This is a genomic window from Tardiphaga sp. 709 (genome assembly GCF_032401055.1).
Taxonomy (GTDB): Bacteria; Pseudomonadota; Alphaproteobacteria; order Rhizobiales; family Xanthobacteraceae; genus Tardiphaga.
In genome coordinates this window covers 2,014,601-2,032,035 of record NZ_CP135529.1, presented here as the reverse complement: position 1 = coordinate 2,032,035, position 17,435 = coordinate 2,014,601, and the positions used below count along the sequence as shown (strand labels likewise).

At 61.8% G+C, this 17,435-nt stretch carries 16 protein-coding genes; 10 read left to right on the top strand and 6 right to left on the bottom strand.

Annotated features, from left to right (window positions below):
• Positions 1–44: 44 nt before the first annotated feature.
• The 5 genes from RSO67_RS10165 to RSO67_RS10145 are packed head-to-tail and all read right to left on the bottom strand — an operon-like array spanning position 45 to position 5,117.
• Positions 45–1,019, bottom strand: a complete 975-nt coding sequence (locus RSO67_RS10165) for a sugar ABC transporter substrate-binding protein (RefSeq protein WP_315843375.1) — start codon at positions 1,017–1,019, stop codon at positions 45–47.
• Positions 1,020–1,073: 54 nt separating this feature from the next.
• Complete coding sequence (locus RSO67_RS10160; RefSeq protein WP_315843374.1) at positions 1,074–2,054, bottom strand: ABC transporter permease; 981 nt, start codon at positions 2,052–2,054, stop codon at positions 1,074–1,076.
• The gene (locus RSO67_RS10155) at positions 2,051–3,028 is read right to left on the bottom strand and encodes an ABC transporter permease (protein WP_315843373.1); all 978 of its coding nucleotides are present in this window, start codon (positions 3,026–3,028) and stop codon (positions 2,051–2,053) included. Before RSO67_RS10155 ends, RSO67_RS10160 begins: the two co-directional genes overlap by 4 nt.
• The gene (locus RSO67_RS10150; RefSeq protein WP_410001880.1) at positions 3,025–4,596 is read right to left on the bottom strand and encodes a sugar ABC transporter ATP-binding protein; all 1,572 of its coding nucleotides are present in this window, start codon (positions 4,594–4,596) and stop codon (positions 3,025–3,027) included. The genes RSO67_RS10155 and RSO67_RS10150 overlap by 4 nt, the downstream gene beginning before the upstream one ends.
• Before the next feature lie 56 nt (positions 4,597–4,652).
• Positions 4,653–5,117, bottom strand: coding sequence for a RidA family protein (locus RSO67_RS10145; protein WP_158550404.1), 465 nt, complete (start codon positions 5,115–5,117; stop codon positions 4,653–4,655).
• A gap of 177 nt (positions 5,118–5,294) precedes the next feature.
• On the opposite strand from RSO67_RS10145, the gene RSO67_RS10140 reads away from it, so the two are divergent.
• Positions 5,295–5,801, top strand: a complete 507-nt coding sequence (locus tag RSO67_RS10140; RefSeq protein WP_315843371.1) for a MarR family winged helix-turn-helix transcriptional regulator — start codon at positions 5,295–5,297, stop codon at positions 5,799–5,801.
• Positions 5,802–5,891: 90 nt separating this feature from the next.
• Here RSO67_RS10140 and RSO67_RS10135 read toward each other — a convergent pair whose 3' ends face one another.
• Positions 5,892–7,043: a LacI family DNA-binding transcriptional regulator gene (locus RSO67_RS10135; protein ID WP_315843370.1), complete on the bottom strand. Its 1,152-nt coding sequence runs from the start codon at positions 7,041–7,043 to the stop codon at positions 5,892–5,894.
• 190 nt (positions 7,044–7,233) lie between these two features.
• On the opposite strand from RSO67_RS10135, the gene RSO67_RS10130 reads away from it, so the two are divergent.
• Genes RSO67_RS10130 through RSO67_RS10090 form a run of 9 tightly spaced genes read left to right on the top strand, consistent with a single transcriptional unit; the run spans position 7,234 to position 17,402 of the window.
• A complete protein-coding gene (locus RSO67_RS10130) occupies positions 7,234–8,313 on the top strand; it encodes a maleylacetate reductase (protein WP_315843369.1) in 1,080 nt (359 codons plus the stop codon).
• Positions 8,310–9,677, top strand: coding sequence for an amidohydrolase family protein (locus RSO67_RS10125; protein ID WP_315843368.1), 1,368 nt, complete (start codon positions 8,310–8,312; stop codon positions 9,675–9,677). Before RSO67_RS10130 ends, RSO67_RS10125 begins: the two co-directional genes overlap by 4 nt.
• Positions 9,674–10,591: an NAD(P)-dependent oxidoreductase gene (locus RSO67_RS10120; RefSeq protein ID WP_315843367.1), complete on the top strand. Its 918-nt coding sequence runs from the start codon at positions 9,674–9,676 to the stop codon at positions 10,589–10,591. Before RSO67_RS10125 ends, RSO67_RS10120 begins: the two co-directional genes overlap by 4 nt.
• A gap of 9 nt (positions 10,592–10,600) precedes the next feature.
• Positions 10,601–11,485, top strand: coding sequence for an intradiol ring-cleavage dioxygenase (locus RSO67_RS10115; protein WP_315843366.1), 885 nt, complete (start codon positions 10,601–10,603; stop codon positions 11,483–11,485).
• Positions 11,486–11,544: 59 nt separating this feature from the next.
• Positions 11,545–12,945, top strand: coding sequence for an FAD-linked oxidase C-terminal domain-containing protein (locus RSO67_RS10110; RefSeq protein ID WP_315843365.1), 1,401 nt, complete (start codon positions 11,545–11,547; stop codon positions 12,943–12,945).
• On the top strand, positions 12,942–14,480 hold the full coding sequence (locus tag RSO67_RS10105; RefSeq protein WP_315843364.1) for a sugar ABC transporter ATP-binding protein: 1,539 nt from the start codon (positions 12,942–12,944) through the stop codon (positions 14,478–14,480). Before RSO67_RS10110 ends, RSO67_RS10105 begins: the two co-directional genes overlap by 4 nt.
• Complete coding sequence (locus RSO67_RS10100; RefSeq protein WP_115030321.1) at positions 14,473–15,423, top strand: ABC transporter permease; 951 nt, start codon at positions 14,473–14,475, stop codon at positions 15,421–15,423. The genes RSO67_RS10105 and RSO67_RS10100 overlap by 8 nt, the downstream gene beginning before the upstream one ends.
• On the top strand, positions 15,420–16,394 hold the full coding sequence (locus RSO67_RS10095) for an ABC transporter permease (protein ID WP_089265507.1): 975 nt from the start codon (positions 15,420–15,422) through the stop codon (positions 16,392–16,394). Before RSO67_RS10100 ends, RSO67_RS10095 begins: the two co-directional genes overlap by 4 nt.
• Before the next feature lie 36 nt (positions 16,395–16,430).
• Positions 16,431–17,402, top strand: a complete 972-nt coding sequence (locus RSO67_RS10090) for a sugar ABC transporter substrate-binding protein (protein ID WP_120293316.1) — start codon at positions 16,431–16,433, stop codon at positions 17,400–17,402.
• Positions 17,403–17,435: the final 33 nt, after the last annotated feature.

Sequence of the window (17,435 nt, the reverse complement as noted above, 5' to 3'; positions counted from 1 at the left end):
AAGGAGGGCCTGCAGCACGCGACGCGACTGCAGGCCCGTTGGCGTTACTTCGTGATGTAGGCGTCGGGCGAGGGGCAGGTGCGATCCTTGTAGGGGACGAGCCACGGCGCGTAGTTCGCCTTGGTAATGATTGCGCCCGGAATCGTGACCTGCTTCGGCGCGCTCTGGCCGCGAATGGCGTTGAGGCCCACCGCGGTGGCGACGCAGCCGATCTTGAAGCCGTCGAATTCGGCGATCGCCAGCAGGTTGCCCGTCTTCACCGCCTCGACGGCCTCCGGTACGCCGTTGATCGACACCACGGCAACGTTCTTGCGGCCGGCGGCATTGAGCGCCTCGATGGCGCCGAGCGCGGACGCGTCGGCAGCGGCGATCACGCCGTCGATGGTGCTGAACTGCTGGATCAGGTTCTCCATCGTCTGCATGCCGAGCAGGCGCTGGAAGTTGGCGGGCTGTGAGGCCAGTATCTTGATGTTCGGATAGTCCTTGGCCGCGGCGTCGAAGCCGCGCTTACGCTCGTCGCCCGTGGTCGAGCCCTTGACGCCTTCGAGCATCACCACATTGCCCTTGCCGCCGAGGTGGTCGAACAGGGTTTTGGCGATGTCGTAGCCGAGCTTGTAATCGTCCTGGCCAACAAAGGAGAGATAAGGCGCGTCGCCGCCGCGGTCGTTGTAGTTGATAATCGGCAGGCCGGACTCGATCAGGCGCTTGATCGTTGGCAATTGCGCCTTGGCGTCGATTGGCATGAACAGCATCAGATTGGGCTTGGTCACGCCGACATCTTCGAGCTGCGACATGCCTTCGGTGATGTTGTTCGGCTTGGTCGGCGTGTAATATTTGACCGTCGCGCGCATCTTCTCGGCCATCTGCGCGACGCCAGCGCGCACACCCTCGAAATGCGGGTCCACCTGGTTCTTCGTGAAGGCTGCAATCACTTCGCCATCGGCGCGCGCTGCCGAATTGAACAGGGTGCCGCAAATGACGGCGGCAAGAACGCATCGGATAGATCTGGTGGTTCGCATGATGGCCCCTCTGGTTGTAATGACGAGACGTGTGGTGAGTTGGTGATGCCGGGTCTATTCGCTCCCTGATCGGCGTCGGCTGATGACGAGATCCGCAATGATGGCGACCAGGACGACGGCGCCGTTGACGAAGGGATGCCAGGTGGCGGCGACGTTGAGCAGATTGAGGCCGTTGACGATGATGGTGAGCAGGATGGCGCCAAGCACGGTGCCGACGATGTTGCCGTTGCCACCGAACAAGGATGTGCCGCCGACCAGAACTGCGGCGATAGCAGGAAGCAGCAACGGCTCGCCGATTCCGGGCTCGGCGGCATTGAGGCGTGCGAGATAGACGAGAGACGCGATGCCTGCCGTCAAGCCGCTGAGCACGTAGAGCAGCAGCCGACGACGCTCGACCGGGACGCCGGACAGCAGCGCGGCGGTCTGGTTGGCGCCCATGAAATACGCCTCGCGGCCGAAGGTCGTGCGGTGCAGGAGGATGCTGCAGGCGAGACAGACCACAAGCGTGATCCAGATCGGCAGCGGAACGCCGAGGAAGAAGCCGGTGCCGAAATAGCGAAACGACATCGGCATGCCGTAGATCGTCTGCCCGGCCATGAACCAGTAGGCGATGCCCTGCGCCACCCACAGCATGCCGAAAGTCGCAAGGAAAGGCGGCAGCTGCAGGCGGTTGATCATCAGCCCGTTAGCGTAGCCGATCAGCGTGCCGGCGCCGATCGCGACCGCGACGCCGTACCACGGGTTGCCGGTGGTCTTGATCGCGGCTGCGGCGAGACAGGCCGACAGCGTCAGATTGGCGCCGACCGACAGATCGAGCCCCCCGCCAATAATGACGAGTGTGAGGCCGGACGCCACGAGAAACAGCAGGCTCGCCTGTCGCAGCATGTTCAGGAGATTGCTCACCGACGCGAATCCCGGATCGACCGCGGTCAATGCGCCGGCAATCAGAGCGATCAGCACGAACCGGCCGAGCAGGGCCGCGGCGTCGGGCGACAGGGACGATGGGCGGATATCGAGCGTTGCCGGGACCGTCATGCCGTACGCCTCACGAATTGTTTGCGCGCCTGGTCGATCAGCAGCGCGAGGATGAGCAGGATGCCGATGCACACAACCTGCAGCGACGAGTCGATGGACAGAATGTTGAGTCCATTGCGCAGTACGGTGATGGCGAGCGCGCCAAGCACGGCGCCGAACAGCCAGCCTTGTCCTTTTTCGAAGGATGTGCCGCCGAGTACCACCGCGGCAATCGCTTCGAACTCCATGCCGATGCCGACGGTCGGATGCGCCGAATTGGTGCGTCCGATCAGCAGCACTGCCGAGAGGCCAATGATCGCGCTGCCGAGCACATAGACGGCGAGGTGGACGAGATTGGCGCGAATGCCGGCGAGACGCAGCGCGTCCTTGTTGCCGCCGATGGCGATCACGTAGTTGCCGAGCCGAGTGCGATAGAGCAGTAGCCACAGCGCGGCATAAAGGGCGGCTGCGATCGCGATCGGTGTCGGAATGAACCAAAGCTGGGAGCGATAGAAGGTTTCGATGGCAGGCGTGAAACCGCCGACCGGATCTCCATTGGTGAGCACCAGCGCAATCCCCTGCATCAGCCCCATGGTGCCGAGGGTGACGACAAAAGCAGGGAGCGACAGATAGGCGATCAGGATACCGTTGAGGGCCCCGAAGGCAATGCTCACCGCTAGCGTCGCCGCACAGGCGGCGAACACGCCCCATCCGGCAAGAAGCGCCTCGGCGACGATGACGCCGCTCAGCCCGAGCAGAGCTCCGGCCGACAGGTCGAGGCCCTCGGTCATAATGATGAGTGTCATCGGCAGGGCGAGCATCAGCAGTAGCGAGGTCTGCAAGCCGACATTGATCAGGTTGGTCTGGGACACGAATCTCGGATTGACGATCGTGAACAGCACCAGCATCAGGATCAGCAGGAGGCCGGCGCCGGGGATTGCGCTGAGGAACTGGCCCATGCCGGACCTGCGCTGCAGCTGGATCATCATGCTCATTGATGCACCGCCAGTTCGAGGATGGCCCGCTCGGTTAACTGGTCGCCGGCGAGATGCCCGACGATGCGATGGTCGCGCATGACATAGGCGCGGTCGCAGAGCTGGACGAGCTCCGGCAGTTCCGAGCTGATGACGACGACACCGGCCCCGCCATCGACCAGTTGATCGATCAGGCGATAGATCTCCGCCTTGGCGCCGACATCGACACCGCGCGTCGGTTCATCCAGCAGGAACAGCCTGGACCCTGCCGCCAGCCATTTGGCCAGCACGACTTTCTGCTGATTGCCGCCGCTGAGGGTGTGGACGCTCTGGCGCGTGCCATGCGCGGCGATGCCGAGCTGTGCGATCAGCCCGCGTGTGTCCTGCTCTGCTTTGGCCGGTGAGAACCAGCCGGAGGCGAAGCTGCGCCACAGCGAGGCGACTGTCGCATTGTCGCGGACATCGAGTGGCAGCGCCAATCCCTCCCGTTTGCGATCTTCCGGGAGCAGGGCCATGCCCGCACGCACCCGTCTGTCCAGTGTGGCCGGCGCGCGCGATCCCAACAGAGAGATCTCGCCGCTTGCGATCGGATCCGCGCCGAACAAGGCCCGGACCACTTCAGTCCGGCCGGACCCGACGAGGCCGGCAAGCCCCACCACCTCGCCGGCGAGAATTTCGATGGAGATGTCCGACAGTTTGGCCGTGTTCACATCCCTTGCGAACAGGACAGGCTCGCCGGGCGGGCGCGGCGTCCGTGCGAGTTGCGATCCCGACGGCCGTCCGATCATCGCGCCGACCATCTCGGCCTGGCTTTTCTGATCGCGTAGCACGCTGGTCACGACGGCGCCGTCGCGCAGGATGGTGATGCGATCACCGAGCATCTGCACCTCCTTCATACGATGGGAGATGTAGACGATGGCGACGCGCTTCTCCGTCAATCGCGCGATGGTTTGAAACAGGCGATCTGATTCACGCTCGGAGATCGCCGCCGTCGGCTCGTCCATCACGAGCACCCGCGCGTTCTGCGACAGCGCCTTGGCGATCTCCACCATCTGCTGCTGGGCCACGCCGAGATCGGCGGCATATGCGTGGGTGTCGTAGTCGAGCCCGAGATCGTCGAGGATGATGCGCGCGGCTGCATGCATGGCCGCGGAATCGACGAGACCGAAGCGACTGAATGCGGCTTCGCGACCGAGAAAGATGTTCTGCGCGATGTCCAGATACGGGATCAGCGAGAATTCCTGGAAGATGACGGCGATACCAAGCGCGCTGGCATCGGCCGGGCGGGCGACGGCGACCCGCCGGCCCTCGATCTCGATATAGCCGCGATCGGCCGCATAGGCGCCGTACAACGTCTTGATCAGCGTCGACTTTCCCGCGCCATTCTGACCGAGGATGACATGGACCTCGCCGGCATAGACGTCGAGCGATACGTTCTTGAGCGCATGCACACCGGGAAAGGATTTGTCGATGCCGACCAGACGCAGCAGCGGTGCATCGGCCTCACTTCCGGGCGCCCGCGGCGCAGACCCCTTTGGGGTGTGCAGCGAGCGGTCCCCTTGCTCATCTTGATTTTCAGTGCCGTGCATCATTGTCGGCCTCGTTCGGCCCGATGACCCGGGGCCGGCGGGAGGTCACATCCGGTCTATTTTTGCACGGGAATGGCGGCGATCATGTCCAGCTCGACACGGGCGCCCTGGGTCGAGAGCTGGTTGATGCAGATGGTGGTGCTGGCCGGCGTCCAGTCGCCGAAATATTCCTTCATCACCTTCACCATACCGTCCTGGTCCCGGATGTCGGTCAGGTACTTCGTCACCTTGACGATGTCGGTCCAGGTCAGCCCTTCGTGATCCAGGATCGACTGGATCGTCTGCATGGCGCGGTGGGTCTGGTCCTCGATCGAATTCGGATGATCGTGCTCCTCCAGAACGTGGGGATGCTTGTGATAGAGCGGCGAGGGCGTTGCTCCGGAAATGAACAACATCCCGCAGGGCACTTCGACACGGATCGCTGGCGCATAAGGCATGTCCGGCTTCCGCTCCGGCATCGTCTGGATTTCCTTGACGTGCGGATTGGTGGGCGAGGTCGCAAAGGCCGGCTTGGCTGTCATGATCATTTCCTCGATGGCGGGCGTTGGTAAACCTCGTGACCTTCTCGCGAGGTGGCATCCGGTCAACCCGTCACGAAGCGTGAGGTCAAACTATCTTTGAGTCAAGATAAAATATCTTGGCGCAAAGATAGATGAATTTGCATATATTCGGTGCCCCGTGCCTATATGCTGATCAGCATGACTACCGATTCGATTGATGAGATCATTGCCGGCTGGAGCCGGCGGCGGCCCGACCTCGACGCCGGTCACCTCGACGTCGTCGGCCGGATTGTCCGGCTGTCCGTGCATATGCGCAGCGCCATCGAGCCCGCACTCGAGGAGCAGGGCTTCAATTGGGAATTGTTCGACCTGCTCCTGACGATCTACCGCCGCGAGGCCGATAGCAGTATCGGTGTTCGACCGACTGACCTCTATGCGGAGTGCCTGCTGTCGTCGGGCGGGCTCACCGCGCGGCTGCGGCGTGCCGAGCAGGACGGCTTCATCGTCAGGCGCCAGGATCCTGAAGATGGCCGTGGTGCGCGGATCACGCTTACGGCCAAGGGGCGAAATTCCGTCGACAAGGCGATTGCCCAGCACTTCAAGTTGTCCCGTTCGGTCGACGAGGTACTGACGGCCAACGAACGTCAAACGCTCACGCGGCTGCTGCGGAAACTTCTGATTTCGGTCGAGAAGCCAGATCTGTAACGGATTGCTTTGAACGCCCCGCTGTCAGCAAATTCGGATCAGTCGCCGACACTTTTCCATGCCACCGCCGCAGCGTGCGTCAGGTTTGGCTTAGCTTTGTCGGTGCCGTATTCTGACTTCTCTTTTGGCGGTGTCAGAAAGATCTGATGAACGTGTCCTGGTCGGCAGCTTGATCGCGGCGACAGAATCGCGCGCAAGCAAAACCGGCTTCAGCACGATCCGATCGTTTTGAACCGGCGTTCCCTTGATCATCGCAATAAGGATGTGAGACGCCTGCGTTCCCAGCTCCGCAGTTGGCGTACTGATGGTCGTCAGTGCCGGTGCTATCGCATCCATGAACAACATGTCGTTCATGCCGACCAGCGAGATGCTGCCGGGACATGAAATGCCCCTGTTTCTCAGGTGCCGAAGGCAGCCTACGGCCAGCATGTCGTTGCCGGCCACAATTGCCGTAATATTGGGATTCTCCGCCAGCAAACGTTCGCAAGCGAACTCACCTTCCTCGACCGTAAAGGCCTCACCGAAGACGGCAGTGGGCGCAACTCCCTCTTGAGCCAGGGCTTTGCAAGCGCGCCGGAAGCCGCGATAGCGGTGGTAACCCGTCGACACGTTTTGCGGGCCGCCGACATGAGCAATCTGCCTGTGCCCGCGTTCGGCGAGATGATGAACCGCCAGTTCCATTGCCTTCGCGTCATCGACCCGGACGCTCGGTATGAATTCGCTTTCAGGATCGCGAAACACTGCGACCACGGGGATGTTGGCCTCGACGCAGGCCGCAATACCAGGATCGTTTCGCTCGAAGGTCGCGACGATCAGCCCCTCGACGCCTTGCTGGATGAAACGATCGATCAGCGCGGCCTGCCTGAGCGGATGGTTGTCGGTATTGCCGACGATGGTGACGTATCCAATCTCGGCGAACCGATCCTCAATCGCCCGCACTATGGGGGGATGGACGGGGTCACCAAGGTTCGAAACAATAACGCCGACGGTGCGAGATCGCTGGGTCCGAAGCGCCGATGCCATGGCGTTGGCCCGATATCCCAGCTTCTTTGCGCAGGCCTCGACGCGCTCGATCATTTCTGGGGAGATCAGGTGGCGCTTCTCGGGATTGAGCCCGCGCGACACCGTTGACCAATGGACACCAGCACACTTCGCGACATCAATGATTGTCTTGCGCGACGACCGCTCCTGAAGTGCGGGTGACGTCTTCTTGGTGTTCTTGGTTTTTTTGGGCATCGCCATCCAGCCTGCTCGTGCGCGTCGTCGTATCCGCTAACGATCACGTGAGAATGCCTCATCTTGCACAAATCGACAAACGTGTGCAGAGTTTCTTGACAAACGTGTGCACGGGAATGATGGTAGCGAAAATCCGCTGCATGCCTTGGTGCAATGCAGCAGAAGCGCCCTAACGGCGTCGACGATCAGGGATGGAATGATGGAGAGCTTCGTCTATCAGGCGGCGCCCATGCGGGTCGTCTTCGGCTCGGGACGGCTGGCAGATCTGGCCGCTGAGCTCGACCGACTCGGCGTTAAGCACGCACTCGTTCTGACGACAGCCCAGCAGAAATCTCACGGCGAGCAGATTGCCGCCCTGATCGGTGACAGAGCGGCGGGCGTCTATGCCGGTGCGGTGATGCATACGCCGGTTGATGTGACCGAACTTGCGATGCAGCAGGTCAAGGCTCTGCAGGCCGACGGCATTGTCGCGGTGGGCGGTGGTTCGACCATCGGGCTAGGCAAGGCGATCGCGCTACGGACCGACCTGCCGCAAATCGTCGTACCGACCAGCTATGCCGGATCCGAAATGACGCCGATCCTGGGTGAGACCCGCGAGGGACTGAAGACCACGCAATCGAGCCCGAAGATACTCCCCGAAACGGTCATCTACGACGTCGACCTGACGCGCACATTGCCGCCTGCGTTTGCCGTGACATCGGGCGTCAATGCAATCGCTCACGCTGTCGAAGCGCTCTATGCGCGCGATGCCAATCCGGTCGTGTCGTTGATGGCGGAAGAGGGCATTCGCCTGTTCGCCAGCGCGCTGCCGAAGCTTGCGGCTGGCGAGGACAACGCGGCGGCACGCGATGATGCCCTGCGCGCTGCCTGGTTGTGCGGCGCCTGTCTCGGCGCCATCGGCATGGGTCTGCATCACAAGCTCTGCCATACGCTGGGCGGCGCGTTCAATTTGCCACATGCCGAAACCCACACGGTGATCCTGCCGCATGCGATGGCCTATAATACTCCGGCTGTACCGGTCGCGGCGGCTCGCGTCGCGCGCGCACTTGGCGCCGGACAGGCAGCGCAGGGACTGTTTGATCTCACACGGGGCCTTGGCGCCAAAGTCGCGCTGCGTGACTTGGGAATGCCGAAGGATGGCATCGAACGTGCTGCCGACCTTGCCGTCAGCAATGCCTACTGGAATCCGCGGCCTCTGGAACGCGATGCTATCCGCGATCTGATCGCGCGGGCCTGGGCAGGCGATCCTCCGTTTATGGCGGAGCCGTTGCAATGACGGCGATGCGCACACTCATCAAATCCGCCACCATCCTGACGATGGACGACACGATCGGCGATCTCACGCAGGCCGACTTGCTGATTGATGGCGATCGCATTGTCGACATCCGGCCGGGACTCGATGCCGGTGATGCAGAGATCGTCGATGGTCGTGGCCGCATCGTCATTCCGGGCCTCGTCAACGCGCATATGCATACGTGGCAGACTGCCCTGCGCGGCTTCTCCGCGAACTGGACGCTTCCTGAATATTTCCGACGCATGCATGCGGGACTGGCCACGGTCTTCCGTCCCGAGGATATCCATATCGGCACGCTGATGGGCGCGCTGAACCAGATCAATTGTGGCACCACCACGCTGGTTGACTGGTGTCACAATAACCCAACGCCTGCGCACAGTGAGCGCGCTGTCGCGGCGCTGAAAGAGAGCGGCATCCGTGCCGCCTTCTTCCACGGCTCGCCGAAACCGGAGGCGGCGCCGGGGCAGCCGCATTTCTCCGAAGTTCCCCATCCGCGCCATGAGGTCGAGCGCTTGCTGGCAGGAGTACTGTCCAACCGCAGCGACCGCGTCACGCTCGGCCTTGCGATACTTGGCCCTCATTATTCCACCATGGATGTTGCCATCCATGATTTCGAACTGGCGCGTGAGTTCGATCTGATTGCCTCGATGCATCAGGGCGGCGGCCCGGCCAAGACGCCTGGTGGCTGGGCGAGGCTGATCGCAGCCGGTCTCGTCGGCCCCGGCGTCAACATCGTGCACGGCAACGATCTTCCCGACGATCTGTTGCGTCAGCTTGTCGATCTCGGCGTGTCGTTCTCGGTCACGCCGGAAAATGAAATGAATCAGGGCCACGGCTACCCGATCACCGGGCGGCTGTTGAAGCTGGGATCGCGGCCTTCGCTTGGGGTCGATCTGGAATCGGTGCTGCCGGGCGACATGTTCAATGTTGGCCGCATCGCACTGTCGATCCAGCGTGCGCTGGACAATGCCGAGAGCCGGCGGGCCACGGGCGCTATCCCGGCCGCCACGACGATCACGACGCGAGAGGCCTTGCGCTGGATCACCATCGAGGGCGCTCGCATGCTCGGGCGTGAAGACACCATCGGCTCGCTCACATCGGGCAAGAAGGCGGATCTGGTCGTCATCAGTGCCACCGACCTTAACCTCTGGCCGGTCCATGATCCGGTTTCTACGGTCCTGATGCAGTCCAGCATCGCCAATGTCGAGGCGGTCATGATCGACGGCATCTGGCGCAAGCGAGGCGGACGCCTGCTGGTGGAGAACCTCGACCACAAAAAGAATGAACTCGAGCGATCAGGCATGCGTATCGTCTCCGAGATCGAACGTCAGGAGAAAGCGGCATGACAACCCCGTCGAGAGATCGAGCACAGGCCGTCGCCTGGATCGGTGTTGGCAAGATGGGCTTGCCGATTGCGGGCCGTATGGTGGAGGCCGGTATTCGTGTCACCGGTTACGACCCGGGCCAGCAGCGCATGGTGTTGGCACAGCAGCTTGGGCTTCAGACCGCCAACTCAGCCGTAAACGCCGCTACAAACCACTCCATCATCTTCACGTCGCTGCCTGACGATGCAGCGCTGCGCTCCTTGGTGCTTGGGTCTGATGGCCTGCTGAACAAGCTGCCACGCGGTACGATCCTGATCGAAACCAGCACAGTAAGCGCCGAAATATCGGCTGAAGTCGGCGTCGCGGCGGAGGCAAGCGGCGTGGCCTATCTGCGCGCGCCGGTGTCCGGTAATGCAGCGATAGCGCATACCGGCGCGCTGACCTGCTTCGTGTCGGGACCGCGCGATGCGTTCGATGCGGTTCGGCCGGTGCTGGCGACGTTCACCCGCGCACAAACCTATCTCGGCGTGGCCGAGGAAGCGCGATTTGCCAAGCTCGCGGTCAATCTGATGATCGCGGTGTCCGCCGGAATGATGGCCGAAAGCCTCGCGCTGGCGCGCAAGGGCGGCATCTCCTGGCCGGATATTCTCAAGGTTCTGGACGACAGCGCGGTCGCCTCGCCGATGGTCAAATACAAAACGCCGCCGCTGGCCACACGCAACTTCGAATCCACTTTCTCGTGCCGGCAGATGGCCAAGGATCTCGACCTCATCATCGGCGCCGGTCATCACGTCGGCGTGCCGCTGCAACTCGCAGCGCAGGTGCGAGAAATCTACGGATCGCTTGTTGCACAGGGAGATGGCGAATCCGACTTCATCGCCACCGTACGCCACGTCGAGCGACTGTCGGGTCTCGGCGAGCCGAAGCTTGGGTGAGGAGAGGCCATGCGGAATTTCAACGAGAACACCATTACCGACGCCGTGCTGGATCGCATCACGGATGCTGGCCAGCCGCGGATCAGGCAGATCAGCGAGGCGCTGGTGCGTCATCTGCATGCCTTCGTCCGGGAGGTTCGGCCAACCCAGAGGGAATGGGAGCAAGGCATCGAATTCCTGACGCGCACCGGTCACATGTGCGACGATAAGCGCCAGGAGTTCATCCTGCTTTCGGATACGCTCGGGGTGTCGATGCTGGTCGATGCTATCAATCATGGTGCCGAGAAAGGCGTGACGGACACGACGGTGCTCGGGCCGTTCTTCGTCCAGGCAGCCCCGGAGAAAAGGCTTGGCGAAGACATCTCCGGAGGCATGGAGGGTGATCCGATGATCGTGACAGGCTCGGTCTCGACGCCGGACGGCAAGCCGATCGCAAATGCCACAATCGACGTCTGGCACTCCGACGACGACGGGTATTATGACGTCCAGCAGCTCGACAAGATCGGCGATCTTGCGATGCGCGCGCGGTTTCATGCCGACGCCGAGGGCCGTTTTCGCTTTTGGTCGATTAAGCCAGCGGCCTATCCGATCCCCCATGACGGGCCGGTCGGCGATATGCTCACGGCTCAGGGGCGTCATCCGTGGCGGCCTGCGCATGTTCACTTCATGATCTCGGCGCCTGGCTTCGAGCAACTGGTGACGCATGTGTTTGTCGCGGGCGACAAGTATCTCGACTCCGACGTCGTCTTCGGCGTCAAGGATACGCTCATTCGCGAATTCGCGCGGAAAGGTGCCGGCGAAGCTCCTGACGGGCGCATGCAGAACACGCCTTACTATCATTTGAATTACGATTTCGGTTTGAAGCCAGACGCCAATAAGGCGCATGCTGTCTAGCTAACAATGCGCATCACAGGCCGCAGAGCCTGAGCGCTGATATGGAAGGGGAGGATGCTATGGGAGCGCCAGTGAGCGCCGAGACGGCCGTGGTCCGTCTGAATGAGATCATTGGGGCGCGCGCGACGATTGCGCGCGGTGTGCTCGATGATCACGGCCGCAGCGAGGCCTATCATGCCAGTCGTTCACCGGATGTCGTGGTGTTTCCGGAGACCACGCAGGAAGTCGCTGAGATCGTGAAGCTCTGCGGCGAACTCGGCATGCCGGTCGTTCCATTCGGCGCGGGCACCTCGCTCGAAGGCAATGCGGCATCGGTGGCGGGCGGCGTCTGTATCGATTTTGCGCGGATGAACCGTGTGCTCCAGGTGCACGACAAGGACCTCGATATCGTCGTGCAGCCCGGCATTACGCGCAAGCAACTCAACGCGCATCTGCGTGATACCGGATTGTTCTTTCCGATCGATCCCGGCGCCGATGCGTCGATCGGCGGCATGACCTCGACGCGTGCGTCCGGAACCATGGCCGTCCGCTACGGCACCATGAAGGACAATGTGCTGGCGCTCGAAGTCGTGTTGCCGGATGGGCGGGTGATCCGCACCAGCCAGCGCGCCCGCAAGTCGTCAGCCGGTTACGATCTCACCCGGCTGTTCGTCGGTTCCGAGGGCACTCTCGGCGTGATCACCGAAATTACCCTGAAGCTGCATCCATGGCCGCAGGCGATCTCGTCCGCGGTCTGCAGTTTCGGGCGGCTCGATCAGGCGATCGATGCCGCGATTGAAGTGATCCAGTCAGGCATCCCGGTCGCGCGGATGGAGCTGCTGGATGAAGTCATGATGCGCGGCATCAACGGCTATTCCAAGCTCGGTTATCGAGAGGCGCCGACGCTGTTCTTCGAATTCCACGGCACCGAAGCGAGCGTCGCAGAGCAGGCCGAACTGGCGGAGGCGATCGCCGCCGAACATGACGGCCAGGGCTTCCAGTGGGCGCGGGCCGCTGAAGAGCGGACGAAGCTGTGGCATGCCCGCGACAACACGCTTTATGCGGGTCTCAGCCTGAAGCCGGGCGCCAAGGCCATGATTACGGATGTCTGCGTGCCGATCTCACGGCTGACGGAATGTCTCACCGAAACCCGCCGCGATATCGATGCCAACGGACTGATCGCGCCCGTGGTGGGCCATGTCGGCGACGGGAATTTCCATCTGCTCATCCTGATCGATCAGGACAATGCCGACGAAGTCGCGCGCGCCAAGGCGCTGCATGCGCGGTTGGTGGCGCGGGCGATCGCGATGGAGGGCACCTGCACCGGCGAGCACGGCATCGGCACCGGCAAGATCGGATTCCTCCAGGACGAGCTCGGCGCCGCCGTCGATCTCATGCGTGGCATCAAAGTCTCGATCGATCCGAAAGGCATGATGAACCCCGGCAAGATCTTCTTGCCCAATGCACCGGTGCTGGCATGACGCAGCTCGCTCAGTCCAAGGCTGCCGTGTCGATCGTTCAAGCGGCGCCGCCGCTGTTCGAACTGTGCGGCATCTCCAAGGAATTCCCTGGAGTGAAGGCACTCGACGATGTGTCGTTCTCGGTCTGGCCAGGCGAGGTGCATATGCTGCTCGGCGAGAACGGAGCAGGCAAATCGAGCCTGATGAAAGTGCTGTGCGGGGCCTATCGCGCCGATAGCGGCTCGTTCCACTACAACGGCGAGACAGTCGAGATCGCGTCGCCAGCCGATGCGCAGAAGCTCGGCATCGCCGTCATCTTCCAGGAATTCTCGCTCGTCCCCTATCTCGACATTGCCCAAAACATTTTTCTCGGGCGTGAGCCTGCTGGCCGTATTCCCGGCACCATCGACCGCAAGAAAATTCTGGCTGATGCCAGACGCGTGCTGGATTCGATTGGATTCGACATAGACCCGGCGATCCGGATCGAGAAGCTGGGCGTTGCCCAGCAGCAGATGGTGGAGATTGCGAAGGCCATCAGCCAGAACGCGCGAATTCTCGTGATGGATGAGCCGACGGCGGCGTTGTCCGATCGCGAGACGGAATTGCTGTTCGCACTGATCGCGCGGCTCAAGGCGGATGGCGTCGCCATCATCTACATTTCGCACCGCATGGCGGAGGTGTTCTCGCTCGGTGACCGCATCACGGTGCTGCGCGATGGGCGTCGTATCGATGAAGTGAAACCCGGTGCCGTGTCATCGGATGATCTGGTCCGGATGATGGTCGGTCGCAGCGTCGATATGAGCTATCCACGGACCTTCGCCCAGGCCCCCGGCAAGGTCATGCTTGAGGTGAAGGGTCTCTACTCGGCCTCAGGCATTGCGGGCATCGACCTGGTGGTGCGGCAAGGCGAGATCGTCGGGCTGTGCGGGCTGGTCGGCTCGGGACGCACTGAAGTGGTGCGGGCCATTTTCGGGGCCGACAGGGCGACCGCGGGACAGATCCTGTTCGACGGCCAGGAAAAATCTGGCGGTCCGGACGAAGCTGCCAGACTGGGGCTCGCGCTGATTCCGGAAAGCCGCAAGGCCGAAGGTCTGGCTCTGATCCGCTCCGTCGGAGACAACCTGATCGTTTCCGCGCTACGCAAGATCTTTCCGCGTGGCTTCTTCGATCAGGGGAAATCCAGGCAGGTTGCCAATGATCTGATCCGGCAGTTGAGGATCGTGACTCCATCGGACAAGCAGGCCGTCGGTCTTCTGTCCGGCGGCAACCAGCAGAAGGTCGTTATCGGCAAATGGCTGGCCGCCGGCGCCAAGCTGTTCATCTTCGACGAACCGACACGCGGCATCGATGTCGGAGCCAAAGCCGAGATCTTCGCGCTCATCGACCGGCTGGTCGCGGATGGTGCCGCTGCGCTGATGATCTCGTCGGAGCAGGCAGAAATCTGCCACGTCTGCGATCGCGCCTACGTCATGTGCGACGGGCGGATCGCGGGTGAACTGGCTCGCCACGAACTGAGTGAGGAAAACATCGTGAAGTTGGGGATGCATCATGCGTGAACAAGCGATGGTATTAAACACCAATCCGCTTCAGCGGATTCCCGGCGTTGCCGTCATGCTGGTGCTGCTATGTGTTGTCTTCAGCCTGATGACGCCCGGCTTCCTGACGGTGCCGAATATTTCCAACGTGCTCGTCCAATCGACGATCCTGCTGATGCTGGCGCTGCCGATGACGCTGATCATCATGACCGAAGGTCTCGACCTGTCGATGGGCGCAGTGTTGACGCTGACCTCGCTGATCGTCGCCATCGTCGCCTTGGCCACTGGCTCGTTGCTGCTTGGCCTGCTTGCGGCTCTGGCCGTCGGAATCGTGTTCGGGACGATCAACGGCTGGCTGGTGGCCGTTGTCGGCATTCCTCCCTTTGTTGCCACGCTGGGCACACTCGGGATGGCACAGGGGCTCTCGCTGATCGTCAGCGATGGCCAGAGCGTCGTCGGCATGCCGGCCGCTGTTCGTGGCGTCTATTCCGGAACGCTCGGCGGCGTTCCGCTTCCGATCGTACTGGGACTGGGAAGCTACCTTGCCTTCCACGGATTGCTCTACCACACGCGTTTCGGGACTTACATTTTCGCGCTCGGCGGCAACCGTGAAGCGCTGAAATTCGCCGGCATCTCGGCCCGACGCTTGCTGATCCTCGTCTACGCGCTCGGCGGCGCCATGGTCGGTCTGGCCGGTCTCCTGATGACCGCGCGGATGAACTCCGGGCATCCGACCGCTGGCCTCGGTCTTGAGTTCGATGCCATTGCAGCGGTTGCCGTCGGCGGCACGTCGTTCGAGCGCGGCAATGGCTGGCTGCTCGGCACCTTGCTCGGCGTGGTCACCGTCGGCGTGTTGCGCAACGGATTGAATCTGTTGGCGCTGCCGTCTTCGATTCAGGTGGCAAGCGTCGGCTTGCTGGTAATTGCAGCCTTGTTCGTCGATGGATTGCGGAGCCGATCATGACCGATATCTCAAAGCCGATCACAGGCGGGCGAATGTTGCTCTCCGACGAGATGATCCAGGTGTTCTATCGCCTGCTTGCCGCGTTTCTGATCTGTGCGGCGCTGACCATCCTGACCAACTCGTTCTTCAGTCTCGGCAACATTCTCAACGTCCTGCGTCAGGCGAGTCTGCTGTTCTTCATTGCGTCGGGCCTGACCCTGGTCGTGCTGACAGGTGGCCTCGACCTTTCGATTGGTGCCAATGTCGCTATTTCTGCCTGCATTGCCGGAACGGTGATCCACCAGACGGGTTCACCGACCTTGGGGGTGCTGACAGGTATCGGCGTCGGTGGCGCGGTGGGGATGCTGAACGGCGTGATGGTGACGGCGCTTCGGATCCCATCCTTCATTGCGACCTACGGGATGCTGTGGGTGCTGCACGGCATCACTTACTGGTACATGGGCGGAGAGACCATGCACGGCTTCCCGGCTGGCTTTCGCCAGATCGGCAGTGGCTATTTTCTCGGTCTTCCGATCCCGGTCTATCTGCTGCTGGTTTTCCTCGCCATCGGAACCATTTTCGCGCAGCGCACCACGTGGGGACAGGAAATCTATGCCATCGGTGCCAACCCGGTTGCCGCGCGGTTGTCAGGCATTCCCGTCGCTCGCCGCCTTCTGCTCGTCTACACAGTGTCGGGTGCAATGGCTGGGCTCGCCTCGATCATCTTTCTTGCGCGACTAAACTCTGCCGAGGCCGACATCGGCGAAAGTCTGACACTCCCGGCGATTGCCGCGGTTCTGATCGGGGGCACCTCGCTGTTCGGTGGTCTCGGAACGGTGTTCGGTACGTTCGTCGGCGCACTCATTTTGACCCTGGTCCTCAATGGCATGAACCTGTTGTCGGTTAACGCGAGTTGGCAGCCACTGGTAACCGGCGTCATCGTCATTCTGGCAGTATGGCTGGATATGAAAACACGGCGCCGTGCGGCGTAAGTGTTCGATCTTAAAAACAAAACGGAGGGAACGACTATGAAGAAAGCCTATGGCGCGCTTGCTGCACTGCTCCTGACGACATCACTCTCATCCCACGCGTTCGCCGACGGCGAGACGATCGCGGTGTTTACGAAAAACCAGACCAATCCGTACTTCCAGACAGTGCGGGTCGGGTCCGACGCAGCCGCCAAGGCGATGAAGGCAAAGACGCTGCATTATATCCCGACAAAGCCGGACAGCATTCCGGAGCAGCTCAGCCAGATTGAGGACGTTGTAGTGAAGAAGCCGTCGGCGATTGTCTTCATCCCGGTCGACTACAAGGCGATGGTCCCAGGCGTCGAGAAGATCAATGACGCGAAGATTCCGGTGGTCAATGTGACGGACCGCTCGGCCGGCGGCAAGTTCGTCGCCTTTGTCGGTGCCGACGATTACAGTCTGGGTCTTGAGACCGGGCGCTATCTGCTGAAGACGCTCGGCGGCAAGGGCAATTTCGTGATTATTGAGGGCGTCAAAGGATCCTTGACGAGCATCGACCGCGTCCGCGGCTTCAACGATGCCTTGAAGGAAAACCCGGGGGCCAAGCTGCTTGCGTCGCAGCCGGGCAACTATCAGCGGCTGCAGGCGCTTCAGGTCATGGAAAATCTCATGCAGTCGAATACTCAGATCGACGGTGTGTTAGCTGCCAATGATGCGATGGCGATCGGTGCGATCGAGGCGCTCGATGGTGCCAATCGCAAAGCCCAGGTCATTGGCGTCAATGGCACCAAGGAGGCGATCGACGCGATCAAGTCCGGGAAGTTGCTGGCGAGCGGCGACTACAATGGCTTCATGCAGGGATGCCTCGGCATGATGATCGCCATTCGTTCGCTGCGCAACGAGCCAGTGATCACCGAGATCGTTCTCAAGCCCACGGTCATCGGCAAGGAGAACTATCAGCCCTACGACGTGCCGCTGGAATCGCGAACCTGTCCGAGCTGGGACGAGGCTGCAAAGCTCGGCACCAAGTAATATCTTCGACACGTCAGGACGGTCGCCGCAGAT

Coding starts and splice junctions, on each gene's coding strand:
- RSO67_RS10110 (WP_315843365.1), top strand. CDS start 11,545: ATGGGAGCGCCAGTGAGCGCCGAGACGGCCGTGGTCCGTCTGAATGAG.
- RSO67_RS10155 (WP_315843373.1), bottom strand. CDS start 3,028: ATGAGCATGATGATCCAGCTGCAGCGCAGGTCCGGCATGGGCCAGTTC.
- RSO67_RS10115 (WP_315843366.1), top strand. CDS start 10,601: ATGCGGAATTTCAACGAGAACACCATTACCGACGCCGTGCTGGATCGC.
- RSO67_RS10125 (WP_315843368.1), top strand. CDS start 8,310: ATGACGGCGATGCGCACACTCATCAAATCCGCCACCATCCTGACGATG.
- RSO67_RS10135 (WP_315843370.1), bottom strand. CDS start 7,043: ATGGCGATGCCCAAAAAAACCAAGAACACCAAGAAGACGTCACCCGCA.
- RSO67_RS10140 (WP_315843371.1), top strand. CDS start 5,295: ATGACTACCGATTCGATTGATGAGATCATTGCCGGCTGGAGCCGGCGG.
- RSO67_RS10105 (WP_315843364.1), top strand. CDS start 12,942: ATGACGCAGCTCGCTCAGTCCAAGGCTGCCGTGTCGATCGTTCAAGCG.
- RSO67_RS10090 (WP_120293316.1), top strand. CDS start 16,431: ATGAAGAAAGCCTATGGCGCGCTTGCTGCACTGCTCCTGACGACATCA.
- RSO67_RS10100 (WP_115030321.1), top strand. CDS start 14,473: ATGCGTGAACAAGCGATGGTATTAAACACCAATCCGCTTCAGCGGATT.
- RSO67_RS10160 (WP_315843374.1), bottom strand. CDS start 2,054: ATGACGGTCCCGGCAACGCTCGATATCCGCCCATCGTCCCTGTCGCCC.
- RSO67_RS10120 (WP_315843367.1), top strand. CDS start 9,674: ATGACAACCCCGTCGAGAGATCGAGCACAGGCCGTCGCCTGGATCGGT.
- RSO67_RS10150 (WP_410001880.1), bottom strand. CDS start 4,596: ATGCACGGCACTGAAAATCAAGATGAGCAAGGGGACCGCTCGCTGCAC.
- RSO67_RS10145 (WP_158550404.1), bottom strand. CDS start 5,117: ATGACAGCCAAGCCGGCCTTTGCGACCTCGCCCACCAATCCGCACGTC.
- RSO67_RS10095 (WP_089265507.1), top strand. CDS start 15,420: ATGACCGATATCTCAAAGCCGATCACAGGCGGGCGAATGTTGCTCTCC.
- RSO67_RS10130 (WP_315843369.1), top strand. CDS start 7,234: ATGATGGAGAGCTTCGTCTATCAGGCGGCGCCCATGCGGGTCGTCTTC.
- RSO67_RS10165 (WP_315843375.1), bottom strand. CDS start 1,019: ATGCGAACCACCAGATCTATCCGATGCGTTCTTGCCGCCGTCATTTGC.